A 22,726-nucleotide genomic window follows, 5' to 3' on the forward strand; every position below is an offset into this window, starting at 1 on the left:
TCTTACCTGAAGACCAGCAGCAGCGCGATGAGGAGCGAGAAGATGCCCAGCGCTTCGGTCACGGCGAAGCCGAAGATCAGGCGGCCGAACTGGCCGTCAGCGGCCGACGGGTTGCGGAGCGCACCCGAGAGATAGCTGCCGAAGATGTTGCCGAGGCCGATGCCGGCGCCGCCCATGCCGATGCAGGCGATACCAGCGCCGATAGCAGCTGCTGCAGTTGCGTCCATTTCAAAACTCCTGTGGTTTTCGTAATCGTTGCGGTTGGTACGTTGGGTATGCTGGCGCCGGGGCGCCGGTGAAAATCGATCAGTGGCTCGGGTGCAGAGCGTCGTTCAAATACATGCAGGTCAGCACCGCGAAGACGTAGGCCTGCAGGAAGGCGACCAGCAGTTCCAGCGCCGTCAGGGCAACCGCCATGGCGAGCGGCAGGACCGAGCCGGCGATGCCGACCGCACCCAGTGCGCTGAGGCTGACGACGAAGCCCGAAAACACTTTCAGCGTGATGTGGCCGGCCAGCATGTTGGCGAAAAGACGAACGGAGAGGCTGACCGGACGCGAGACAAAGGAAATGACTTCGATCGCCACCACCAGCGGCATCAGATAGCCAGGCACGCCATGCGGCACGAACAGCTTGAGGAAGCCGAGGCCGTGCTTGGCGAAGCCGTAGACGATGACGGTGCCAATGACCAGGATCGCCAGCGTGAAGGTGACGATGATGTGGCTGGTGACGGTGAAGAAATAAGGGAACAGGCCGATCAGGTTGGCGACCAGCACGAACATGAACAGCGAGAACACCAGCGGGAAGAACTGCATGCCCTGCTTGCCCGCCGCATCGCGCAGCATGTTGCCGACGAACTCATAGGCCATTTCCGAGACCGACTGCAGGCGGCCAGGAATGAGGGCGCGGCTGGCGGTGCTCATGTAGAGGAAAGCGGAAGCGACGGCGATCGTCACGACCATGAACAGAGCGGAGTTGGTGAAAGAAATGTCATAGCCGCCGATATGAAGCGGGATGATCGGATGGATCTGGAACTGGTGGATCGGATCGACCTGGTCAGCAGCAGCCACTTTAAATCCCCGTCAAAGCCACAACCGGCTTCTTAAGTTTCTTTCGCGCCTTGCGGCGCCTTACTTCAGTCCTTCGGTTCGGGCGGCTTGCCGCCCTGGCCGAATTCCGATGCAAGTCCCGACGAACGCAGGACATTGAGTATACCGGCGCCAAAACCCAGCAGCAGGCCGACGATCAGACCCCAGGGCGCGATTCCCGCCAAGCGGTCGATGATCCAGCCCAGGCCGACACCAACCACCACTCCGGCGATGAACTCGCTGGACAGTTTCAGGGCCTGACCGTAACCGGTCGCAGCTTTCGCTTCGTCTTTCCCCTCGAGCCGGTCCGTGCGTCTTGATGCAAGCGATGCTTCAAGCTCGCGCCGGCGGCGCTCAAGTTCGTCGTCGCGGATGGTGGCTTCTGGCTGCCTGCCGCGGCCGGTTTCTCCGGTTCCGTCTGGCCCGTTTTTGTCGGCCATCGCAACCCCCCTGCCCGGGCAGACGATCACCGTCCGTCCGCTTCTAAAGTCGCCGGCAACATAGTTAGCGGGTCCGCGCCCGTCAAGCCACGGGCCGAACTTCAAAGCGATGTATTTTCCGCTTTCAAATCAATGGCTTATCCGGGTGCGACATCGTGCCCGTCACGCCTGTGCGAGGACTCGGCGCGAATCCGGGCGACAAGCCGCGCTGATCGGTGCGCGCAGCAAACGAGAAAGAGCGTTGCCGCGGGGTGCCGATCAAGCGGCTCAGTTCGAGCCGCCTAAACGGCTCAGCTCCAGCCGCCGCCATAGGTGCGATAGAAGATATGCAGGCCGATCCTGGTCATGCGCTGCATGGCGCGCGCCCAGCCCGGATGGACGTAATTGGCGTAGTAATGCGTCGAGGATCCGACCTCGGGGATGAAGATCTTGCCGGCGGTCACCGCCATGGCGACATCCTGGGCGGTCTTGTACGCGACAGGGTCGTTGATGCGCTTCTTCCTGCCGTCACAGGCGAAGGAGAACTGGCAGCGGTTGAACCAGTTGTCGTTCTGGTAGACGACACCGCAGATCGTCTTCGGATAGGCAGGGTTGCGGACGCGGTTGAGGATCACCTGCGCCACCGCGGCCTGGCCGCGCACCGGTTCGCTGCGCGCCTCGAAATAGATGCCCTTGGCGAGGCATTCCTGTTCCGGCTTGGAGAAGACGGCCGCAGGCAGCGGATTCTGCATCCAGGCGTGATCCCCCTTGCCCATCGGCGGGATGAAGCGGCCGTCATTCGGATCGTCCTGCAGCAGAGCCTCAAAGGGCGAGGCCTTGGCATAGTCCGGCGCCGACTGGGCATAGGCGGTGGCGAGGATGTCCGGCTTGTCGTTGTTGACGAGAGCGACGAGAGCCGCCGGCAAATCCGGATCGGGCTTCTTGTCCTCGCGGATGTGGAAGGCCTGGGCGATCTGGATTTCCTTGCCCTTGATGCCGGGCTTGGCGAAAGTCAGCTTCAGGCCGCTGTCCATCGCCGGACGGAGCAGCGAGGAGGTGCGCTCGAAGATGGAGCCGGCGCTGAAATTCTTCGGCGGCGCAACGGGCGACACCTGGACGAGGCGGCCCTTCTTGTCGGCGCGCACGACGCGGTCCTCATCGGGCGTAGCGCCGGCGACATTGCCCTTGCCGCGGAGCGCCACCGTGCCAACGCCAGGCAGGTCCACGCCGGAGCCGGAGATCGAGCCCGTGGCGGCCGAATCGACGAACGGCATCTCGGCGGCGTGCACCGAGCCGGCGACGGATTTTTCGACATAGGCATTCCAGCGATGACTGGGCGACTCCAGCCCGGACACGAGGCTTGCCATATCCTGGTAAGCGACGACGGACGGAAAGCCGACCCAGAAGCCGAGCCCCAGAACCAAAGGAGGAAGGAAGGAACGTTTATTCGCAACGGCGGCGGCGACGAGCCGCGTAAGAACGCGTCGATGCACGGAACTCTCCAGAAACGCTACTGACCCCGGAGAGCCAAAATGAAGCATTAACCTTGATGGGGGGTTAACGGCACCGATCGTGTTTTTTTCATGTTGCAGATAAGCCGGCCTCCGCCAGCTGTGGAAAGCCGGCGAAAACGTCAGGCCGTGCGCAGAAAAATCGGCCATGCGATCGCCGCGCAGATCGCGGCCGCCAGCCACACGCCCGGCCATGCGAAGAGAAGCAGAAGCCAGGGAATGGCGATCGGCACCAGGCAGAAGCCGACAAAGACCAGAGTGTTGGCGAGGCTGAGCGCGGTGCCGACATGGCCGGCACCGGCAAGTGTCGCAAGCTCGGTATAGGCAACGCCATGCCAGGCCGATACGCAGATGCCGGCTACGATCACCATAAGGGGCAGGAGCAACAGCAGCGACGGCTGCCTGGCTGCAGGGATGGCCAGAACCCATAGCACCAGGAAGGCCAGCGCGCTCAGCGCGCTGCAGAACCTCAGGAACGGCCTTCGGTTGCGGTGGCGGTCGGTGTAGCGGCCGCTCCAGACACGCATCACCATGGCGCCCGTCTGCACGGCGGCGAGGGTGGCGCTGGTCACCCATGTGCCCGTGCCGGCAAAGTCGTGCAGGAAGACGGAGGCAAAGGTGAGCACCGCCACCTGCGGGAGCAGAGCAGGCCGATGGCTGCCGAGATGCGCCAGACCTCGATGTTGCGCAGCGGCGCCGGGCCGGTCGTGACGGCGGCGGCATGCGCGTCGCCTTGCGTCGGCGGCTCCTGCAACCAGCGCCGGGCAAAGCAAGCCGAGAGCGCGGAGAGAGCCGCCAGCAGGCCGAAGACGGCGGCGAAGCCGAAGCCCAAGGCTAGCCACGGCAGGACGAGCGCGCCGAGCCCGCCGCCAAGCGGCACCGCCGTCTGCCTGATGCTCATGGCGAAGCCGCGCTCGTCTTCGCCGAACCAGCCCATGATGGCGCGGCCGCTGGAGCCGTTGACGCTGCCGCCGAGCAGGCCTGCAACGAGCAGGCTGGCCGAAAGCAGCACGACACCGGGAGCGGCTGTTTTCGTCGGCACGACGAGGATTGCCATGGCAAAAAGCCACACGGCGGTCGCGCCGAGCCCGGTCAGCAGCACGCGGCGGTGGCCCCAGCGGTCGGTAAGCACGCCCCAGGGCAGTTCGCTGAGCGCCACGCCGAGGCCGAGCAGACCGAGCGCAGCGCCGAGCGAGGCATTGTCGAGATGGTAGTCCTGGCGCATCACCACAGCCGTCGCCGGGATGCCGGAGAAGGTAGCGGAGAAGCCGGCATTGGCGGCGACGCCGATGCCGAGCACTTTCCATCGATGGGTGGGCCCGAAGGCGCGGCCAGCCGAAGCGGCGGCGCCTGCCGCGGGCCGCCGGCAATCGTTGCGAGTTACGATGGCGGACATGATCTCGTATTCCCTCTGCGCCGGTCGATCGGTCTTGACCGGTCGGATGTAGCGCCATAGCTTCATCCAGAAAATCAGCAAGTTTTTGATCGATAATCCTGAAAATAAGGACGATCTCATGCGACGCGTCACATTCGACCTCGACGTGCTCAGGACCTTCGTCACCGGCATGGAGCTTGGCAGTTTCGCCAAGGCGGCCGAGCGGCTCGGCCGCTCGACCTCTGCCGTCAGCGCGCAGCTGAAGAAGCTGGAAGAACAGGCGGCGACCCCGGTCTTCCGCAAGGCGGGGCGCGGCCTGGCGCTTACCGAAGCCGGCGAGACGATGCTCAGCTATGCGCGGCGTCTCATCGAGCTCAATGACGAGGCGGCCTCAGCTATCCGCGACGTCGAGCTGGAAGGCTGGGTGCGGCTCGGCCTGCAGGAGGACTTCGGCGAGGCCGTGCTGCCGGAGGTGCTCGGCCGGTTTGCCCGTGCGCATCCCAAGATCCGGATCGAAGCGCGGATCGGACGCAGCCATGAGCTCGCCGAGCGCGTCGTCTCAGGCAGCCTCGACATCGCGCTGGCCTGGCACGACGGCACGATCCTGCCCTACAGCCGGCATGTCGCCGAGGTGCAGGCGCGCTGGATCGGCCCGGCGAAACCGATGCAAGCCGGCCACAATGGTGAAGCGCTGCCGCTGGTGTTGTTCGAGGCGCCATGCCTGCTGCGCACCGTGGCGACCGAGACGCTCGACCGCGCCGGCCTCGCCTGGCGCATGGCGTTCTCGAGTCCCAGCCTCGGCGGCATCTGGGCGGCGGTCGCCGCGGGTCTCGGGCTGACGATCCGCACCGATATCGGCCTGCCAGCCACTGTCAGGGCGATCGCGCCGGGCGTGCTCGGGCTGCCGCTCCTGCCGATGATGGCGCTGCATCTGCACCAGAAGGATGCCGAGCTCGATCCGGTGGCGGCACGGCTGGCAGAGATATTGCTGGAGGCGGCGCTGGATACGCTGCCGGAGGGAGCGCGTTTCGGCGAGGGCTTGCGAGCGGTCGCGTAGGATTCCACGCTATTCTTCATCCTCGAGCGGAGCAAGGAGCGAAGCGACACGGCACAGACCCGTGAATGACGACGGGAGGGGCGCTGCCGACCCTTTCCCACAAAGGGCTCAGCGCTTCTTCGCCCGACCTGCGAAAGGATTCTCCGAGGTGCGCAGCGCCATGCGGATCGGCACGCCGGGCATGTCGAAAGCCTCGCGCAGGCTGTTCGAGAGGTAGCGGACATAGGATTGCGGCATCGCGTCCGGGCGCGAGCAGGAGACGACGAAACCCGGCGGCCGGGTTTTTGCCTGCGTGACATATTTGATCTTCAGCCGGCGGCCGGCGACGGCGGGCGGCGGATGATGCGCCAGAATGCCTTCCAGCCAGCGGTTGAGCTTGCCGGTCGAGGCGCGGCTGTTCCAGACCTTGTGCGTTTTGATGACGGCGTCCATCAGCCGATCGAGGCCGCGCCCGGTCTCGGCAGAGACCGTCACCGCCTGAATGCCGCGCACTTGGGGAAGCAACCGCTCGGTCTTTTCGCGCAGCTCGGCCAGAAGCTCCTGCGGGTTGTCGATCAGGTCCCATTTGTTGAAGGCGATCACCGGCGCGCGGCCCTCGCGAATGATCAGGTCGGCGATTTGCAGGTCCTGCTTCTCGAAGGGGATGGTGGCGTCGAGCACGATGATGACGATCTCGGCGAAGCGGATAGCGCGCAGGCCATCCTGCACCGAGAGCTTCTCGAGCTTTTCCTGGACTTTGGACTTGCGCCGCATGCCGGCGGTGTCGAACAGCTTTATCCGGCGGCCGCGCCAGTCCCAGTCGACCGAGATGGAATCGCGGGTGATGCCGGCCTCGGGTCCGGTCAGCAGCCGCTCCTCGCCGATCAGCGCATTGATCAGCGTCGACTTGCCGGCATTGGGGCGGCCGACCACGGCTATGCGCAGCGGCTTGGTCTCGTCATAGGCCGGCTCGGCGTCGGGGTCGGCGATATCCTCGCCGATAAGCACCTCGCTCACGGCGATCTCATCGCCCGGCTGTTGCGCGTCCTCGCCGAAGGCGCGTTCCTCGCCGAGTGCCGCGATCACCGCATCGCGCAGATCGGGCATGCCTTGGCCATGCTCGGCCGAGACGGGGATCGGCTCGCCGAGGCCGAGTTCCCAGGCTTCCAGCATGCCGCCTTGCGCGCCTCGCGCTTCCGCCTTGTTGGCCACCAGCACCACCGGCTTGCCGGATTTGCGGACCACGTCGGCGAAGGTGCGGTCGTCGGGCATCAGGCCCGACTTGGCATCGACAGTGAAGAAGATCAGGTCGGCCTCGCGAATGGCGATCTCGGTCTGCTGGCGCATGCGGCCGGGCAGCGTCGAGGCCGCCGCATCCTCGAAGCCGGCGGTGTCGATGACGTCGAAGTGAAGATCGTAAAGCTTGGCGGCATGGACGCGACGATCGCGCGTCACGCCCGGCGTGTCGTCGACAAGCGCCAGCTTCTTTCCCACCAGCCGATTGAAAAGAGTCGATTTGCCGACATTAGGCCGGCCGATGATGGCGACTTTGAACGTCATCCGGGGTCACGAAGCGTTGCCCGACCCGCGGATCAGCTCGGACATCAACTGCGCCCGCTGGCGCGCATTGCGCGGGGCGCCGTCATCCGAAGCGATCTGGTCGAACAGTTTCAGCGCATCCGCCGACTTGCCTTCCTTCCAGGCGGCAAGGCCGAGCGCCTCACGCGCCGAGCTGCGCAGCGGATTGGTGTCGGCGGTGAGCGCCTCGACACGGCTGGAGACATCGGCAAACGAGCCGTGATCCACCAGCAGCAGCGCCGCTCTCAATCGCGCCATGTCGCGGATGCCTGCGGGAATGGCGCTGTCGGCCGCGACCGCATCGAAATCCTTGACGGCGGCGTCGACGTCTCCCTTGTCGGCCTTGACGGTCGCGGCCCGCATGCGGGCGAGCAGCGGATAGGCGCCATAGCCATCCTTTTCCAGCTGATCGAGAGCGGCGATCGCCTCGTCGTTCTTGCCGTCATTTGCGAGCTTGAGCGCCTGCGAGAAGGCATCGCCCGACCGGTTGGCGCGGGTCTCGTCCCAGTAGCGGTAGCCGACGAAGGCGGCAGTCGCCACCACGATCAGGATCGCGGCACCGAGCAGGGCCGGACCAAAGCGGTCCCACAGCGCCTGCGCCTGCTCGCGACGAATCTCTTCGTTGACTTCGCGGATAAAACTGTCGTCCGACATCAATCAAAAACCATTGCGGCCCCGGAACGGAGCGCTTCTTGAGCCCCGCGTTTTAGCGAAATTTCGTCGGCATGGAAGGGGGATCGCCGGAAAATCGGCGGAGGCTCCCAGTGCCCCACAGGCCTTGCCGGAACGCATCGATGCTACATTTGGGCGATAGACGGCTTTCCTACAGCCCCAAAGGTTGCCCAAAAGGTTGCCAGTGCCACGTTCGTTCCGCGTCCTTGCGTTCAGCCTCGCCTGGCTTGGCTCCGTTGGCACGGGGCTTGCCGATCCGCCGAAACCGATGGCGGCGAAACCAAAGCAGATCGTGCTTATCTCCTTCGACAGCGCACGCGAGATCTCGCAATGGGAGCGCAGCCGCGCGCTGGCAAAGCGCACCGGCGCGCATTTCACGTATTTTCTGTCCTGCGTCTTCCTGCTCTCGCCGAAAACGCGCGCCGAGTACGTCGCGCCCGGCAAGGGTGCCAGCAAATCGAATATCGGCTTCGCCGCCTCGGAGCCGGATGTCGCGGACCGGCTGCAACAGATCCGGCTCGCGGCCGCCGAAGGTCACGACATCGGCAGTCATGCCTGCGGACATTTCGACGGCAAGGGCTGGAGCAAGGCCGAATGGCTGGCCGAGTTCTCAGCGTTCCGCCGCGTCCTCGAAAACGCCTATGCGATCAACGGCATTTCGCCGGAGCCGCCTGGCTGGCGTGATTTCGCCCGCCATGCCGTGATCGGTTTCCGCGCGCCGTACCTCTCGGCCGGCAGGGCCCTTTACGAAGCGCTGCCCGAGGCCGGCTTCCAATATGACGCAAGCGGTGTCTCGAACGGCCCTGCCCTGCCGCGCGCAAAGGACGGCACCACCCGCTTTGCATTGCCGCAGATTCCGGAGGGGCCGAAGTCGAAGCGGGTGGTGGCGATGGACTACAACCTCTATGTCCGCCATTCGGGCGGCTTCGAGAAGCCGTCGATGGCAGGCGAGTTCGCCGACCGCGCCTATCGGGCGTTTCGCGCCGCCTTCGATGCGCAATACAACGGCAAACGACTTCCGCTGGGGCTCGGCTTCCACTTCACGCAGATGAATGCCGGCGCCTACTGGAACGCGCTGGAGCGCGTTGCCGGTGAAGTCTGCGTCATGGAGCAGGTCGAATGCATCAGCTTCCGCGACTATATCGAGCGGCAGCGCTCCGGCGATGCACGGGTTGCCGTGGGCGGCTGAGCCACCCACTTCCAATCTCTTGCCTGGGCGCAATTCCGGACGGAAAGGCGCTCCGCAATTGTTCCGAGTTCAGGCCGGATCCTCCGCGCTCTGCCGCGCGAGATAACGCTGGTCGATGTCTGGCAGCGGCTCGCCTTCCAGCGTCGCCTCGAAGGCGCGCAGGCGCTTGTGCACCGACTGCAGCTCGACGATGGTCGACCAGGAATTCAACAGGAACTGCAGCGAATTCGTCACCTTGCCGAAGGCGTTCGAAATCTGGTTCAGCGCACCGAAGGTGATCTTGTGCGCAACCAGCGAGGGCCCGAGGATCAGCAGCGAGAAGATGTTGTCGGCCTGCAGGTAGGTGTACCGGACGACGTTGAAATAGATGTAGTGGAAATAGAGCCTGAAGTAGTTGCGGCGCACATTGTCGAACAGTTCCGTCGTCGTCGCCGGCTGCGCCCGGTCGGGATGGTCTTCGCCGTAGACGAGTTCCTTGCGATAGGCGGCCTCGACGCGCTGGTTGCGGAACTGGAGGCCCGGCAGCTTGATGCCGGCGAGCATCACCGAGGCCGTGCCGAATATGCACCACCCCAGCGCGGCAACGACCAGGGGCTGCGGCACCGCGCCCAGGATCGGCAACTCGGTGATGTGCGCTTGCAGCTGGATCATCACCGGCAGGAAGGCGATGAGGGTCATGATCGACTGGACGAAGCTCGAGCCCAGGTCCTCCATGATCTGCGAGAAGCGCATCGTATCTTCCTGGATGCGCTGCGAAGCGCCCTCGATGTGGCGCAGCCGGCCCCAGTTCGCCATGAAGTAGTCGTTCATCGCCGTGCGCCAGCGGAAGATCCAGTGGCTGACGATAAAGGCGTTGACCACCTGCACGTTCATGCCGACCAGCGCCAGCCAGGAGAAGTCGGCCAACCCCCTGTAGAACTCGATGTCAGTCGATGGCGTCGTCCCCGACATCAGCCCCTGGACATAATCGAAGAAAGGTCCGTACCAGTTGTTGACGGCGACGCTGACCTGCACGTTGAAATAGATGAAGAAGAGAATGACGGCGGTCATCAGGATCGACCAGTTCTGCCACGGATGCGGAGCATACCAGCTCCAGAACGCGTAGAAGATCGCCACACAGGCCACGAAGTACATGTAGAACCACAAGAACGGCTTCGACCATAGAACCGCGATGCCGATGATGGGCGGCGCACCCGCAGCCGCCGGCGGCATGCCGAGGATGGCGCCCAGCTGTTCGCCGCCGAAGAACCAGAACAGGATCGCCGCAAGGCTCCAGAGGGCGGCCGAGGTGAAGAAAAGCTTCGGCTGCGGGAAGAAGGATACGAACACTGTGGCGGGTTTCCTCGGTCTGACCGCAAATCAGCGGCGTTGCTGTTCGGCGGGCATAAGGTCACACATTACTGGGAAAGAAAATGCCCGGCCCGGCGCTCGGCACCGAACAAGACCACAAATCATGGCGATTTTGGTGCAGCCGACCAGGCAACGACGCCGGAGACCAGCAGAGCGGCAGCCGCCATGATCGAGGCGAGCACATAATTGCCCGAGGCCTGGGCGAGCAAGCCGGCGGCAATCGGACCGATGATCTGGCCGAGGCCGAAGGCGGCGGTCATCACCGCGAAGATGCGGCGCGGCGCCTGCGGCGCAAGCTGCCTTGCTGCCTGCAGGCCGAACGCGGTGATGGCGATGAACGTGCCGCCGAGCAATATGGCAGCCAGAAGCGGCCCGCTGAAACCTTTGACGACGACGCTGGCGATGACGCCGACCACTTCGACCAGGCAGCTCACGGCATAGGCCGTATAAAGCCCGATCCTGGCGGCGAGCTTTTGCCAGAACCAGGTCGAGGGGAAGCCGGCAAGACCGGCGATCATCCAGACCGAGGCCTCGAAGACACGTCCGCCGCCGTCCTGGCGAACGATGGCGACCAGAAAAGTGGCCGTCACCACATAGCCCAAGCCGAACAGCCCATAGGCAAGGATTATCTTCGTCAGCGATCTATCCTTCGGCAACGCCGGTTCAGGCCCATCGACGCCATTGGCGGGCGTGGCGGAGCCCGCGAGGATCGCGACGAGGAGCAGGCCGACAGCGGAAATTGCTCCCGACCATAGCCAGCCCGCGGGCCAGCCGGCATGGGCCGTGACGAGGATGGCCAGCAGCGCCGAGGACGCCGCAATGCCCAGGCCGACACCGCCGAAATGCAGCGCTTGCAGATCGCCGCGGCCTGCCTTTGCAAGATGGCTGAAGACGATCGACGACATGAAAACCATGACGAAGGCGCTGGCCAGGCCGGCGAGAAAACGAATGGCGAGGAAAGCGGCCATCGTCTCGTTCAGTCCCATCAGAGCCGCGAGCACGGCGCTCGCGGCAAGGCTTGCGAACATCAGCAGACGCTCGCGGCCATGCGCCCAGCCGCCGGCCGCGGCGAGCGCGCCAATGAGATAGCCGAGATAGTTAGCGGAAGCGATCCAGCCGGCGTCTGCCGGCGTCAGGTGCAACTCTTCCATCATGCCGGGCAGGATCGGCGTGTAGACGAAGCGGCCGATGCCCATGGCGACGGCGAGAGCCGTCATGCCGGCGAGGGCAAGGCGCAAGGGAGATGGCGAAGCGGCTTTCATTGCAGCGCAGCATAAATGTGTGCACGTGCGAAACAATGCGATTGCGTTGGGCCAGGCCGGCTTGGCCCGCCTTCAGCGGCAAGCCGTCTCGTACACCGTGCGGCCGGCCGTGAGCCGGAACGGCATATCGCCGAGCTCGCGCTCCGACATGGAGTCCAGCACCGGATGCGACAGAGGATCGACCGTCCAGCGGGCAATCTCGCCGTCGTCCTGCCAAGCCTGTCTTGGCTCAGCGCCGGAAAGCCCCTTCAGCAAAGAGAAAATCTTCATCGACCTGCCTCCAAGCCCGGTTTGCCTCGCTAGAATCCGCTTTTCTTCGGCACGTTTCAATTGAGATTTGAGACCAGCAAGTTTAGAAAAACTGGATGACGATCCTGAACCGTGTCCACCTCAATGGCTTGCGTGCCGTCGAAACCGTTGCCCGCGTTGGATCGCTTGCCGCGGCGGCTGCCGAACTCAATGTTTCGGTCAGCGCCGTCAGCCAGCAGATCAAGCGCACGGAAAAACAGCTGGGGCAGGCGCTGTTCGAGCGGACGTCCGGCGGACTCGTGACGACGGAATTTGGCGTCGTTTTCACGGCCCGGCTGAGCGCCGGCTTCCGCGAGCTTGCGCAAGCGGTGGCGTTGGCCGACGAGGCAACGGAATGCACCCTGGTGGTGTCGGTGGCGCCCGCCTTCGCCTCGAAATGGCTGTTGCCCAGGCTGTCGCGGCATTTTGCCCGCCATCCCAACGTGCTCTTGCGCATAGACGCTTCAGGCAGGCTCGCCGATCTCGACCATTCCGATATCGACATTGCGATTCGGATGGGCGACGGCGCTTGGCCGGGAGTAAACGCGGAACTGCTTTTGGCGCAGGAAGTGTTTCCGGTCTGCGTACAAGCGATCGCGGCCAAGCTGAACTCGATCGAGGACCTGGCGCGGACCTGCGCCATCACCGACGAGCGGGCAATGATCAGCTGGGATAGCTGGTTCAAGGCGGCCGGCGTCGAGCCGGTCACTTTCCAAAAAGGCGCGCGCTTCACCGATCCGATGCTCTGCCTGGAATCTGCAATCGCCGGCCATGGCGTGATGCTCGCCTGGCAATTGCTGAACCGCCGATGCGCTGGCCGATGGCCGGCTGGTCGCCCCTTTCGGCGTGCGAGCTGAAAGCGGGCTCGGCTACTGGATGGTGACCTCGGCCACCAAAAGCGAAAGCCGAAAGGTGCGCGACTTCAAGGCCTGGGTCCGCGAGGAGATCGAAGCGACCAAGGCGCAGTTCCGGGCGCTCGACAGCGCCGCCTGAGCTCGTTTGAGCATGATCTTGTCCGAACGCCGCCATGCACTTTTCGCGATCATGCCTGGAGGCCCAGTCGATCGCGGTGGAAAGGCCGGGCGCAGCGGTCTATGTAAGGATCAGACCCCACAATCACGGCAGGCAGGATCATGACCACACATTCGCGCGGCGTCTCGGCAACCATCGACCCGGTGAAGCTCGACAGGCTGGCCGAAGTCGCCGTCAAGGTCGGGCTGCAGCTGCAGCCGGGACAGGACCTGGTGCTGACGTCCTCGATCGCGGCGCTGCCGCTGACCCGGCGCATCGTCGAGCATGCCTATAAGGCCGGCGCCGGGCTGGTGACGCCGATCTTCAACGACGACGAGATCACGCTGGCGCGTTTCCGCTATGGCGCCGACGCCGGCTTCGACCGCGCCGCCGGCTGGCTTTACGAAGGCATGGCGAAAGCCTTCGCCAACAATGCGGCGCGGCTTGCGGTGCGCGGCGAGGATCCGTCTCTGCTGTCGGCGCAGGACCCGGCCAAGGTGGCGCGGGCCAACAAGGCGAATTCGATGGCGTACCAGCCGGCGCTCGAAAAGATCACCGGTTTCGACATCAACTGGAACATCGTCGCATATCCGGATGTTGCCTGGGCTCGCCAAGTGTTCCCGGGCGAGCCCGACGATGTCGCGGTGGTGAGGCTCGCCGACGCGATCTTCTCGGCCTCGCGCGTCGATGTCGAGGATCCGATCGGCAACTGGAAGGCGCACAACGCGGCCTTGGCCGAGCGCACGAAATGGCTGAACGAGCACAATTTCCACGCGCTGCATTTCACCGGACCGGGCACCGACCTCACCGTCGGCCTGGCGGAAGGTCATGAATGGATGGGCGGCGCTTCGACGGCGAAGAACGGCATCACCTGCAATCCGAACATCCCGACCGAGGAAGTGTTCACCACGCCGCATGCGAGGCGCGTCGAAGGCCATGTCTCCTCGACCAAGCCGCTCTCCTACCAGGGCACGCTGATCGACGAGATCTCGGTGCGCTTCGAGGGCGGTCGGATCGTCGAGGCCAAGGCCTCGAAGGGCGAGGACGTTCTGAAGAAGGTGCTGGACACCGACGAGGGCGCGCGCCGGCTCGGCGAAGTGGCGCTGGTGCCGCATTCCTCGCCGATCTCGAAGAGCTGCCTGCTGTTCTTCAACACGCTGTTCGACGAGAACGCCGCCTGCCACATCGCGCTCGGACAGTGCTATTCGAAGTGCTTCGTCAACGGCGGCTCGCTCAGCCAGGACGAGATTGCCGAGCGCGGCGGCAACAAGAGTTTTATCCACATCGACTGGATGATCGGCTCGGACAAGATCGACATCAACGGCGTCGGCAAGGACGGCAGCCGCGTGCCGGTGATGCGCAAGGGCGAGTGGGCCTGAGAGACCCGACGCGGAGACAGCCTTGGACGTGGCGGTAAAGCGCGTCTACGAAGCGCCGGAGAGGAGCGATGGCCAGCGTGTGCTGGTAGACCGCGTCTGGCCGCGCGGCGTCTCCAAGAAGGACGCCGCGCTGGACCTTTGGCTGAAGAAGATCGCGCCGAGCACCGAACTGCGCAAATGGTTCGGGCATGATCTCGAACGATGGCCGGAGTTCCAGAAGCGGTACTGCGCCGAGCTGGACGGCAACGAGGAGGCTGTGGCGCAGCTGCGAGAACTGCTGCGCCACGGCAAGGTGACGCTGCTCTTCGGCGCGCATGACGAGGCGCATAACAATGCGGTGGCGTTGATGGGGTATTTGCGGAGGGAGTAACCTCTCTCTCGTCGTCATCCTCGGGCTTGACCCGAGGATTCCATGCCGTGACTGTCACCGAAGGACGCAACGGAGCAGAACTCTTAAACCGCCACAACGCTTTAGCGTCGCGGCATGGAATCCTAGGGTCTGCGCGCGTCGCTTCGCTCGTTGCTCGCCCTAGGATGACGAGGGATAGTGTGCCGCGGCTGCCGAATCCTACTTCACCGCCTCTTCATAAACATCCGGCTTGAAACCAACCAAGATGCGGCCACCCACCTCCAGCACGGGCCGCTTGATGATAGTGGGCTTGGCGAGCATCAGCTTCTTCGCTTTCTTCTCGTCGAGCGCTTCCTTATCCTTCTCCGGCAGTTCGCGAAAAATCGTGCTGCCCTTGTTGAGCAGTCTCTCCCAGCCGACCTTATCGACCCAACCATTCAGCCTTTCCGCCTCGATCCCTTCGGCGCGATAGTCATGGAAGCGGTAGGGAAGGTCGCGGCTCTCCAGCCAGACGCGCGCCTTCTTGATCGTGTCGCAGGTGGTGATGCCGTACATGGTGATCGTTAATTCGGACCTCGGGCGGATGGATTGCGAATCTGGCCGAATCCTAGGCTTGCCTTGCCCGCTTTGCCAGCGTGACTACGTGAAGACGATTTGGCGCTCTCCATGGCGGCCGGAATATCATCTTGGCCGCCATGTCTGATTTTCAGATCCTGCAACGAAGATTCGGAATGCCAGACGCCGATCGGCTTCAATAGTAGAAGCGCTCTTCGCTGATCTTGCCGTTCTTGACCGTATAGAGGCCAACCTCATCCATTTTGACGCGTTCGCCGGTAGATTTGGGCGTCACGTCAAAGGTGAAGCGCAAGGCGAACTGGTCGCCATTGACGTAGGGGCCCTCGATCGAGCCGCCGTGAACCTCATGGTTCGCTTCCCACCATTCGCCCTTCTGCTTTACGGCGTCCCTGCCGCTGCAAACGGCCATGGGCCCTTCCATCGCCTCGTAGCTGACGATGTTATCGGCATTGTATTTCGCGGCAGCGCCGCGGTTGTCGCCCTGCTTGAGGAGTTCGGTGAAATGCTTGGCGACTTCGGCAGTGGTCATGATTTCCTCCCGGTTTGGACAGACCCGAGATAGGGAGCTCCCTCGTGACCTGCCATCGCCGAAGCGTCGGTAGCTGACAAATCGTGTCAGGATCGAATGCCGGTCTGCTAACAGCAGCCGCGCTGGATCGCCAGCCGGCGCACCAGCGCCAGCACGGTGTCGATGGCGGGCGTCGGCTGGCCGGTCAGGCGGCCAAGCTCCTGCACTGCCGTTACCAGCGCGTCGACCTCCATCGGGCGGCCGCGTTCGAGGTCCTGCAACATCGAGGTCTTGTGCCCGCCGACGTCGCCGGCCCCCTTGATGCGCCGGTCGACGGGGATCAGGAAGCGCACGCCGAGGCGCTCGCCAATCGCCTGCGCCTCCAGCATCATGGCGCGGGCGACGGCCCGCGTGCCTTCATCGGCGACGATCGCCGCAAGCGTGCTGCCGGTCAGCGCCGAGATCGGGTTGAACGAAAGATTGCCCCAAAGCTTCACCCAGATTTCCGAACGTATGTCCTCGCGGACCGGCGCCTGCAGCCCGGCCTTGACCATCTCGCGCGCCAACACACTCACCCGCTCGCTCTTTTCGCCCGAAGGCTCGCCGAGCGAAAAGCGCGTGCCCTCGACATGGCGGATCCGCCCGGGCGCATCGACCTCGACGGCTGGATAGACGACCGAGCCGATGACGCGGCCGGGCCCGATGGTCTCCCAGATCCTTCCGCCGGAATCGACCGCATCAAGCCGCGTGCCTTCGAGCGCGCCGCCGGCCTTGTAGAAGTACCACCAGGGCACGCCGTTCTGCATGGTGACGACGGCTGTCCCCTCGCCCAGCAGCGGTGCAATCTCGCCCAGCGCCGGCGCCAGCGAATGCGCCTTCAGCGCCAGCACCACGTAATCCTGAATGCCGAGTTCTTCGGACGTGGCCGCTGCCCTCACGCGCGCGATCGTCTCCTTGCCGTCCTCGATCAGGCGTAGGCCATCGGCCTCGATCGCTTCGAGATGCGCGCCGCGCGCCACGATCGACAGATCGACGCGGCCGGCAGTCGCCAGCTTGGCGGCGAGATAGCCGCCGATGGCGCCGGCGCCGAAGACTGTAATGCGCATCAGCTCAAACCGAGTTTTGCCGCGAGGCCTATGCGCTGCAATTTGCCGGTGGCGCCCTTCGGGATCTCGTCCAGGATCACCACCTTGCGCGGCACCTTGAAATCGGCGAGCCGAGTCGCGGCAAAGCCGCGAATGTCGGCCTCGCTGGCGCTCTGGCCTTCCCGCAGCACGACAGCGGCAGCCACTTCCTCGCCGAGCTTGTCATGCGGCATGGCGAAGGTGACGACCTGCGCCACCGCCGGATGATCCATCAGCACGCCATCGACCTCGAGCGGAGAGATCTTTTCGCCGCCGCGATTGATGATCTCCTTCAGCCGGCCGGTAACGCGCAGATAATTGTCCTCGTCCAGCACGCCCTGGTCGCCGGTGTGGAACCAGCCATGCGCGAAGGCGCTGGCGTTGGCGTCCGGATTCTTCTCGTAGCCGGCGGTGACGTTCGGGCCGCGAATGACGATCTCGCCGATCTCGCCGGGCTCGAGCAGCCTTCCATCCGGCGCCATGACGGCCACTTCCGGTCCGGCCGAGGCGCCGACGCTGCCCGGCTTGCGCAGTCCGGGTGGCAGCCGGTTGGACGCCATCTGGTGCGCAGCCTCGGTCATGCCGTAGGCCTCGATCACCGGACAGCCGAAAGTCGCCTCCAGCTCTGCCATGACCTGCGCCGGGAGTGAGGCCGACGACGAGCGGATGAAACGCAGCTTCGCTTCGGCCAGTTGCCCGGGATTGCGCGCGGCGCGCGGCAGGATCGCCTGGTGCATCGTCGGCACCGCCGTATACCAGGTTGGCTTCGCTTCGGAGAGCCATTGGAAAAAGCGCAGCGCGTTGAAGCCCGGCGTGCAGAAGACGCTGGCGCCGGCGGCGAGCGAGGACAGCACCGCCGCGATCAGCCCGTGGATGTGAAACAGCGGCATGATGTTGAGGCAGCGGTCGGCCGAGCCCAGGCCCAGCGTGGCGCCGATATGCGCGGCCGAGGCGGCGAGATTGGCGTGGCTGAGCGGCACCAGCTTCGGCCGCGATGTAGTGCCGGAGGTATGCAGAAGGAGAGCGGTGTCGCTGTCTTCGGCCAAGCCGGAGGCAACCGGCGGCCCGACCGGGCCGCCCTCGATGGTAAAGATGCCGGCCGGCGCGCCTTCAGGCACCGCCAGCCGCAGCACCGCAATGCCGAGGCGTTCGGCAACTTCGACCGAGGGTCCTTGCTCGTCCTTGCCGACAAGGATCGCCTTGACGCCGATGTCGCTCAGATAGAAATCGAGCTCGTCGGCCCGGTAGGCTGGATTGAGCGGCGCTGTGGACGCGGCTGCGGCGACCGCGATGAAGGCCGTTGCCATCTCCGGGCCGTTCGGCAGCACGATGGCAACGCGGTCGCCACGGCCGATGCCGAGCGTGTTGAGCCGGGTCACGGTCTCTTGGATCAGACGGCGCAGCCCCCCATGCGAGAGGACTGTCCGGTCGGGCGCGGCGATGGCTGGCGCGTCTTCGGCGCCGGGCGCGAGGCGATGAGCAAGATCAAAGGGATTTTCGCTTGTTGTCATGGTTCCAGACTATGTTTCGAACGATCGGCCGATGTCCAGCAAAGGGCTGCTCAATATCCGAGCGCCGAGCCGTCCTTGCGCGGATCGGAGGCGCCGGTCAGCGTGCCTTTTTCCCAATCGATGAGCACCGCCTGCCCGCCGCCGAGCGGATGGTCTGGCTCGACAACACGATGGCCGCGGCGGCGCAGGCCTTCGATCGTATCGGGACGCACGCTTCGCTCGGCTTCCACGACGTCGTGATTGTAAAAGACGCGCGGCGCATCCAAGGTCTGCTGCGGATCCATGCCGAAGTCGATCATGTTGGTCAAAAGATGGACATGGCCGAAGGGCTGATAGCCGCCGCCCATGACGCCGAAGGGCATCACAGCACGGCCGTCCCTCACCATCATGCCCGGCATGATCGTGTGCATCGGCCGCTTGCCCGGCGCTATTGCGTTCGGATGCTTCGGATCGAGCCGGAACGAAGTGCCGCGGTTCTGCAGCACGACGCCGGTCTTCGGACCGACGACGCCGCTGCCGAAGGAATAATAGGTCGAGTTGATGAAGCTCACCGCGTTCCGGTCGCGGTCGACGACGGTGATGTAGACCGTGTCGCTGCCCGGCAAATCGACGCGCGGCAAATGCGTCATGGCGCGTTCCCGGTCGATCTCGGCGCGCAGCCGGTCGGCATAGGCGATGGAGAGGAGTTCCTTCACCGGCACCGCAACGTGATCCTGATCCGCGAGCAGATTGTCGCGGTCGCGATATGCCAGCCGGCCGGCCTCGATCTCCAGATGCAGGCGCTCTGCGCCATTCGGTTCAAGCGCGCCGAGATCGAAGCCAGAGAGCACGTTCAGCATCAATAGCGCGGTCAGGCCCTGATTGTTCGGCGGCATCTGGTGGATGTCATGACCGCGATAGGAGGTGCTGACCGGCGTCTTGTAGTCGCCTTTCGTCGCGGCGAAATCGTCCAGCGTATGAAGGCCGCCGAGTTGGCGAAGCCGACCGACGATGTCTTCCGCAACAGCGCCTTCGTAGAAACCGGCGCGGCCGCGCTTAGCGATGATGCGCAGCGTTTCCGCCAGTTCCGGCTGGCGATGCACATCACCGGGCTTTGGCGGCTTGCCGCCCGGGAGGAAAATGCGCGTCGCCACTTCGTCGGCCGACAGGTCGGTTTCCGGATCCTCCCAGTCGAAGGCGACGCGGTCGTGTACGACGTAGCCTTGTTCGGCGTAATGGATGGCGGGAGCGAGCGCTTCGGCTATGCCCTTTCGGCCATGGTCTTCCAACAGCCGACACCAGGCGTCGACGGCGCCGGGAATGGTGACCGCGTGCGCGCCCTGCTTCGGCAGCTCGCTGAAACCTCTCTCCAGATACCAGTCGACCGTAGCGGCCTGGGGCGCGCGGCCGGAGCCGTTGAAGGCGATCACATTGCCTTCTCCCTTCGGGCAGTAGAGCACGAAGCAGTCGCCGCCGATACCGGTCGATTGCGGCTCGACAACCGCCTGCACGGCCGCGGCGCAGACAGCCGCATCCATGGCGTTGCCGCCGGACCGCAACATGTCGATGGCGGCAAGTGTGGCGAGCGGATGCGAGGTCGCGGCCATGGCTTCGGTGGCGCGGACCGGCGAGCGGCCTGGAAACTGGAAATCACGCATTCTGTTCGAGGTATCCCTGTATTCTCAACGTCCGCGGCCGAAAAGCTGGGCGGCGGACAACAAGACGATCGATAGCACGATCAGGCAAGTCGAAATGGCGGCAATCGTCGGATCGATCTGGTCGCGCAATGCATTGAACATGCGGCGCGTCAGCGTCGTGGTCTCACCGCCCGAGATGAAGAGCGACACCACCACCTCGTCGAAGGAGGTGATGAAGGCAAAGAGCGCGCCCGAGACGATCGAGAAGCGCAACTGCGGCATGGTCACCTGGAAAAAGGCCGCGAAGCGGCCGGCGCCAAGGCTGCGCGCCACCATCTCCTGGTTCATGTCGTAAGAGCGCAGCCCCGACAGGACGGTGAGCACGACCAGCGGCAACGCCTGGACGGTGTGGGCGATGACGAGGCCGGTCAGCGTGTTGTTGAGGCCAATGCGGGCATAGAGAAAGAAAGTGCCGATGCCGATCAGGATGACCGGAATGATCAGCGACGCCGTGAGCAGCGCATTGATGGCGCCGGTCAGCCTGAGCGTGCCGGCGTTGATGGCATAGGCAGCTGCGGTGCCGAGCGGCGTCGCCACGATCGCGGTCATCACCGCCACCTTCACCGAGACGATGGTGGCGTCGCGCCATTCGACGGAACCGAAATAGCTCTCATACCAGCGCAGCGACCATTGCTCGGGCGGGAACTGCAGCAGCGTCGAGCCGGAGAAGGACATGATGACAATAATCACCGAGGGCGCGATCAAAAACAGCATGACGAGGCCGCCCAGCAGATAGAGCCAGAGGCGTTGCCAATGCGTTATAGGCAGGCTGCTTTCGGCGCTCATCGCTGGCTCCAAACGCCGGTGGCGCGCGCGCCGAGCAGCCACTGGAAGAAGCCGAGCAACGCCAGCGTGACGGCAAGCAGCACGACGCCGAGCGCAGCACCCGCGCCCCAGTTCGAGTAGAGGCTGGTCGCCTGCTCCATGCGCATCGCCCACATGATGACCTTGCCGCCGCCCATCAGCGCCGGCGTGACGAAAAAGCCGAGGCAAAGCACGAAGACGATGACCACGCCGGAGGCGAGGCCCGGCAGCGACAGCGGGAAAAAGATCTGCCGGAAGGTGGCGGCGGGGCTGGCGCCGAGATTCATGCCGGCGCGCAGGCAGTCGACATCGATGGTGTTCATCGAAGCATAGAGCGGTAGCACCAGGAAGGGCAGCATGATGTGGGTCATGCCGATGACGACGCCGGCAAAATTGTTGGCGAGCGGCAGCGGCTGGGCGATCACGCCGAGATCGATCAGCCAATTGTTGATCAGCCCCTTGCGCTGCAGGATGACCAGCCAGGCATAGGTGCGCACCAGCACCGAGGTCCAGAACGGCAGGATGACGAAGATCAGGCAGATCGAGGCGGCGCGGCGCGGCAGTTGCGACAGCATATAGGCCAGCGGGTAGCCGAACAGCACGCAGGCGCCGGTGACAACAAAGGCAACCTTGAAGGTGGTCGCGAAGGTCTTGATGTAGGACGCCTGCTCGAAGAAGCGCGCGTAATTGGCGAGGCTGAGCTGGCCGCTCTCGTCGAACAACGACAACCAGAACAGCCAGCCGATCGGTACGATGATGACGGCGAATACCAGGAACAGCCCGGGCGACAGCAGCGCCAGAAGCCCCAGCGCCTGGCGCCTGGCATCCGAGCGCAATGCCCAGGCGTTGAGTTCCCCGTCCTGCCCGACGGCGTGACCAAGACTGGCGGACCCGACGCTCATTGATCCGACACCAGCACGACGTCCTGGGCATCGATGCCGAGCGCGATCGGCTCGCCCGGCGCCGGCAGCTTCGCCAGCACGTCGCTGCGACAATAGTCGCGCAGCGTCACCTGGCGGCCGTCGCGAAGCGTCGCATAGCAGATGAAGCTGTCGCCCTGATAGATGACATCGCCGACCGTTGCCGGCAGCGCGTTGACGGGACGTGCCTGATCCGCGTCGGCGAGCAGCCGCAATTTCTCCGGCCGCACCACCATCAAGTGCCGACCGGCGGACGGCGCCGGGTCATTCATGCGCAGCTTCCGATCCTCATACCAGACGCTGCCGTTGCGGCATTCGACCGGGATGAAATTGGATTCGCCGATGAAGCCGGCGACGAACTTCGTCTTAGGCCGGGCGTAGAGCACCTCGGGCTGGTCGATCTGCTCGATGCGTCCGGCATTCATGACCGCGATGCGATCGGACATGGTGATCGCCTCGCGCTGGTCATGCGTGACGTAGACCGTCGTCATGCCGAGCCGCCGATGCAGGTTGCGCAATTCGATCTGCATGTGCTCGCGTAAGCCTTTGTCGAGCGCCGACAGCGGCTCGTCCATCAGCACGATGCGCGGCTCGAAGACGATGGCGCGGGCCAAAGCCACGCGCTGGCGCTGGCCGCCCGAAAGCTGGTCGACGCGGCGCTCGCCGAGACCTTTCAGCTGCACCAGGTCCAGCGCCCGCTCGACACGCTCGGCCGTTTCCGCCGCCGATACGCGCCGCTGCTTCAGCGGAAAGGCGATGTTGTGGAAGACGTTCATATGCGGGAACAGCGCATAGTTCTGGAACACCATGCCGATGTTGCGCTTGTGTGGCGGCATGGTGATGATCTCCTCGCCGCCGACCTTGATCGAGCCGGCATTGGCCCGCACAAAGCCGGCCAGGATCATCAGCAGCGTGGTCTTTCCCGACCCCGACGGACCGAGCAGCGTCAGGAATTCACCGGCCGCGACATCGAGGCTGAGATCGCTCAGGATGGAGAGCGCGCCGAAGCGCTTCTCGATACCGTGGATGCCGATGGGAAGCGCTGTCGGCGCAAGAGACAAGAGCATCTCCTTCAACTCCGGATCATTGATAGCGCGGCGGA

The 22,726-nt window shown here is 64.5% G+C and carries 23 protein-coding genes and 1 pseudogene; 5 read left to right on the top strand and 19 right to left on the bottom strand.

The genetic code is table 11. The features are described from left to right. Window positions 1-2: 2 nt before the first annotated feature. The 6 genes from P9217_RS05410 to P9217_RS05435 form a co-directional block, all read right to left on the bottom strand. Window positions 3-227 (bottom strand): F0F1 ATP synthase subunit C, encoded by a 225-nt coding sequence (locus P9217_RS05410; protein WP_066999040.1) that lies wholly within the window; start codon window positions 225-227, stop codon window positions 3-5. 79 nt (window positions 228-306) lie between these two features. After that, entirely contained in the window at window positions 307-1,068 is a 762-nt protein-coding gene (locus P9217_RS05415; protein ID WP_066999043.1) for a F0F1 ATP synthase subunit A, read from the bottom strand. 65 nt (window positions 1,069-1,133) lie between these two features. Beyond that, window positions 1,134-1,526, bottom strand: coding sequence for an AtpZ/AtpI family protein (locus P9217_RS05420; RefSeq protein ID WP_066999046.1), 393 nt, complete (start codon window positions 1,524-1,526; stop codon window positions 1,134-1,136). Between the two features lie 290 nt (window positions 1,527-1,816). Then, entirely contained in the window at window positions 1,817-2,998 is a 1,182-nt protein-coding gene (locus tag P9217_RS05425) for a cell wall hydrolase (RefSeq protein WP_067327803.1), read from the bottom strand. A 140-nt stretch (window positions 2,999-3,138) separates the two neighbouring features. Next, window positions 3,139-3,588 carry an MFS transporter gene (locus P9217_RS05430; protein WP_278086474.1) on the bottom strand — a complete coding sequence of 150 codons (450 nt, stop codon included), beginning with the start codon at window positions 3,586-3,588 and terminating at the stop codon, window positions 3,139-3,141. Beyond that, window positions 3,585-4,412: an MFS transporter gene (locus P9217_RS05435; protein ID WP_278086473.1), complete on the bottom strand. Its 828-nt coding sequence runs from the start codon at window positions 4,410-4,412 to the stop codon at window positions 3,585-3,587. Before P9217_RS05435 ends, P9217_RS05430 begins: the two co-directional genes overlap by 4 nt. Window positions 4,413-4,530: 118 nt before the next feature. Between P9217_RS05435 and P9217_RS05440 the strand changes: the two genes are divergently transcribed. Further along, window positions 4,531-5,448 (top strand): LysR substrate-binding domain-containing protein, encoded by a 918-nt coding sequence (locus P9217_RS05440; RefSeq protein WP_278086472.1) that lies wholly within the window; start codon window positions 4,531-4,533, stop codon window positions 5,446-5,448. 108 nt (window positions 5,449-5,556) lie between these two features. On the opposite strand, the gene der is transcribed toward P9217_RS05440, so the two are convergent. Further along, entirely contained in the window at window positions 5,557-6,987 is a 1,431-nt protein-coding gene (der, locus tag P9217_RS05445; protein ID WP_278086471.1) for a ribosome biogenesis GTPase Der, read from the bottom strand. A 6-nt stretch (window positions 6,988-6,993) separates the two neighbouring features. Further along, window positions 6,994-7,659, bottom strand: a complete 666-nt coding sequence (locus P9217_RS05450) for a tetratricopeptide repeat protein (RefSeq protein ID WP_066999055.1) — start codon at window positions 7,657-7,659, stop codon at window positions 6,994-6,996. 202 nt (window positions 7,660-7,861) lie between these two features. Here P9217_RS05450 and P9217_RS05455 point away from each other — a divergent pair, with 202 nt between their 5' ends. Then, window positions 7,862-8,866 carry a polysaccharide deacetylase gene (locus tag P9217_RS05455; RefSeq protein WP_278086470.1) on the top strand — a complete coding sequence of 335 codons (1,005 nt, stop codon included), beginning with the start codon at window positions 7,862-7,864 and terminating at the stop codon, window positions 8,864-8,866. Between the two features lie 69 nt (window positions 8,867-8,935). On the opposite strand, the gene sbmA is transcribed toward P9217_RS05455, so the two are convergent. The 3 genes from sbmA to P9217_RS05470 all read right to left on the bottom strand — a co-directional run bounded on the left by sbmA (window position 8,936) and on the right by P9217_RS05470 (window position 11,748). Then, window positions 8,936-10,195 carry a peptide antibiotic transporter SbmA gene (gene sbmA / locus P9217_RS05460; RefSeq protein WP_066999060.1) on the bottom strand — a complete coding sequence of 420 codons (1,260 nt, stop codon included), beginning with the start codon at window positions 10,193-10,195 and terminating at the stop codon, window positions 8,936-8,938. A 122-nt stretch (window positions 10,196-10,317) separates the two neighbouring features. Beyond that, window positions 10,318-11,478: a YbfB/YjiJ family MFS transporter gene (locus tag P9217_RS05465; RefSeq protein ID WP_095800926.1), complete on the bottom strand. Its 1,161-nt coding sequence runs from the start codon at window positions 11,476-11,478 to the stop codon at window positions 10,318-10,320. 72 nt (window positions 11,479-11,550) lie between these two features. Next, on the bottom strand, window positions 11,551-11,748 hold the full coding sequence (locus P9217_RS05470) for a hypothetical protein (RefSeq protein WP_095800927.1): 198 nt from the start codon (window positions 11,746-11,748) through the stop codon (window positions 11,551-11,553). A 95-nt stretch (window positions 11,749-11,843) separates the two neighbouring features. Here P9217_RS05470 and P9217_RS05475 point away from each other — a divergent pair. From P9217_RS05475 to P9217_RS05485, 3 genes and pseudogenes are all read left to right on the top strand, one after another. After that, a pseudogene (locus tag P9217_RS05475) lies at window positions 11,844-12,759 on the top strand (LysR substrate-binding domain-containing protein). A 140-nt stretch (window positions 12,760-12,899) separates the two neighbouring features. Beyond that, window positions 12,900-14,156 (top strand): aminopeptidase, encoded by a 1,257-nt coding sequence (locus P9217_RS05480; protein ID WP_278086469.1) that lies wholly within the window; start codon window positions 12,900-12,902, stop codon window positions 14,154-14,156. A 22-nt stretch (window positions 14,157-14,178) separates the two neighbouring features. Continuing rightward, window positions 14,179-14,526: a DUF488 domain-containing protein gene (locus tag P9217_RS05485; protein ID WP_067327797.1), complete on the top strand. Its 348-nt coding sequence runs from the start codon at window positions 14,179-14,181 to the stop codon at window positions 14,524-14,526. A 198-nt stretch (window positions 14,527-14,724) separates the two neighbouring features. On the opposite strand, the gene P9217_RS05490 is transcribed toward P9217_RS05485, so the two are convergent. From P9217_RS05490 to P9217_RS05525, 8 genes are all read right to left on the bottom strand, one after another. Continuing rightward, window positions 14,725-15,060, bottom strand: a complete 336-nt coding sequence (locus P9217_RS05490; protein WP_278086468.1) for an ArsC family reductase — start codon at window positions 15,058-15,060, stop codon at window positions 14,725-14,727. Window positions 15,061-15,256: 196 nt separating this feature from the next. Further along, entirely contained in the window at window positions 15,257-15,610 is a 354-nt protein-coding gene (locus P9217_RS05495) for a nuclear transport factor 2 family protein (RefSeq protein WP_066988871.1), read from the bottom strand. Between the two features lie 107 nt (window positions 15,611-15,717). Beyond that, window positions 15,718-16,695: a 2-dehydropantoate 2-reductase gene (locus P9217_RS05500; protein WP_278086467.1), complete on the bottom strand. Its 978-nt coding sequence runs from the start codon at window positions 16,693-16,695 to the stop codon at window positions 15,718-15,720. Next, window positions 16,695-18,224 carry an acyl--CoA ligase gene (locus P9217_RS05505; protein WP_278086466.1) on the bottom strand — a complete coding sequence of 510 codons (1,530 nt, stop codon included), beginning with the start codon at window positions 18,222-18,224 and terminating at the stop codon, window positions 16,695-16,697. Before P9217_RS05505 ends, P9217_RS05500 begins: the two co-directional genes overlap by 1 nt. A gap of 50 nt (window positions 18,225-18,274) precedes the next feature. Beyond that, a complete protein-coding gene (ggt, locus tag P9217_RS05510) occupies window positions 18,275-19,861 on the bottom strand; it encodes a gamma-glutamyltransferase (RefSeq protein WP_278086465.1) in 1,587 nt (528 codons plus the stop codon). Window positions 19,862-19,885: 24 nt separating this feature from the next. Beyond that, window positions 19,886-20,686, bottom strand: a complete 801-nt coding sequence (locus tag P9217_RS05515; protein WP_067327792.1) for an ABC transporter permease — start codon at window positions 20,684-20,686, stop codon at window positions 19,886-19,888. Next, the gene (locus P9217_RS05520; RefSeq protein WP_278086464.1) at window positions 20,683-21,606 is read right to left on the bottom strand and encodes an ABC transporter permease; all 924 of its coding nucleotides are present in this window, start codon (window positions 21,604-21,606) and stop codon (window positions 20,683-20,685) included. Before P9217_RS05520 ends, P9217_RS05515 begins: the two co-directional genes overlap by 4 nt. Beyond that, on the bottom strand, window positions 21,603-22,685 hold the full coding sequence (locus P9217_RS05525; RefSeq protein ID WP_095823935.1) for an ABC transporter ATP-binding protein: 1,083 nt from the start codon (window positions 22,683-22,685) through the stop codon (window positions 21,603-21,605). Before P9217_RS05525 ends, P9217_RS05520 begins: the two co-directional genes overlap by 4 nt. Window positions 22,686-22,726 lie beyond the last annotated feature (41 nt).

This window comes from Mesorhizobium sp. WSM4989 (assembly GCF_029625795.1).
Classification (GTDB): Bacteria; Pseudomonadota; Alphaproteobacteria; order Rhizobiales; family Rhizobiaceae; genus Mesorhizobium.

Coding starts and splice junctions, on each gene's coding strand:
- P9217_RS05410 (WP_066999040.1), bottom strand. CDS start 227: ATGGACGCAACTGCAGCAGCTGCTATCGGCGCTGGTATCGCCTGCATC.
- P9217_RS05420 (WP_066999046.1), bottom strand. CDS start 1,526: ATGGCCGACAAAAACGGGCCAGACGGAACCGGAGAAACCGGCCGCGGC.
- P9217_RS05435 (WP_278086473.1), bottom strand. CDS start 4,412: ATGTCCGCCATCGTAACTCGCAACGATTGCCGGCGGCCCGCGGCAGGC.
- P9217_RS05440 (WP_278086472.1), top strand. CDS start 4,531: ATGCGACGCGTCACATTCGACCTCGACGTGCTCAGGACCTTCGTCACC.
- der (WP_278086471.1), bottom strand. CDS start 6,987: ATGACGTTCAAAGTCGCCATCATCGGCCGGCCTAATGTCGGCAAATCG.
- P9217_RS05450 (WP_066999055.1), bottom strand. CDS start 7,659: ATGTCGGACGACAGTTTTATCCGCGAAGTCAACGAAGAGATTCGTCGC.
- P9217_RS05465 (WP_095800926.1), bottom strand. CDS start 11,478: ATGAAAGCCGCTTCGCCATCTCCCTTGCGCCTTGCCCTCGCCGGCATG.
- P9217_RS05470 (WP_095800927.1), bottom strand. CDS start 11,748: ATGAAGATTTTCTCTTTGCTGAAGGGGCTTTCCGGCGCTGAGCCAAGA.
- P9217_RS05480 (WP_278086469.1), top strand. CDS start 12,900: ATGACCACACATTCGCGCGGCGTCTCGGCAACCATCGACCCGGTGAAG.
- P9217_RS05490 (WP_278086468.1), bottom strand. CDS start 15,060: ATGTACGGCATCACCACCTGCGACACGATCAAGAAGGCGCGCGTCTGG.
- P9217_RS05495 (WP_066988871.1), bottom strand. CDS start 15,610: ATGACCACTGCCGAAGTCGCCAAGCATTTCACCGAACTCCTCAAGCAG.
- P9217_RS05500 (WP_278086467.1), bottom strand. CDS start 16,695: ATGCGCATTACAGTCTTCGGCGCCGGCGCCATCGGCGGCTATCTCGCC.
- P9217_RS05505 (WP_278086466.1), bottom strand. CDS start 18,224: ATGACAACAAGCGAAAATCCCTTTGATCTTGCTCATCGCCTCGCGCCC.
- ggt (WP_278086465.1), bottom strand. CDS start 19,861: ATGCGTGATTTCCAGTTTCCAGGCCGCTCGCCGGTCCGCGCCACCGAA.
- P9217_RS05515 (WP_067327792.1), bottom strand. CDS start 20,686: ATGAGCGCCGAAAGCAGCCTGCCTATAACGCATTGGCAACGCCTCTGG.
- P9217_RS05520 (WP_278086464.1), bottom strand. CDS start 21,606: ATGAGCGTCGGGTCCGCCAGTCTTGGTCACGCCGTCGGGCAGGACGGG.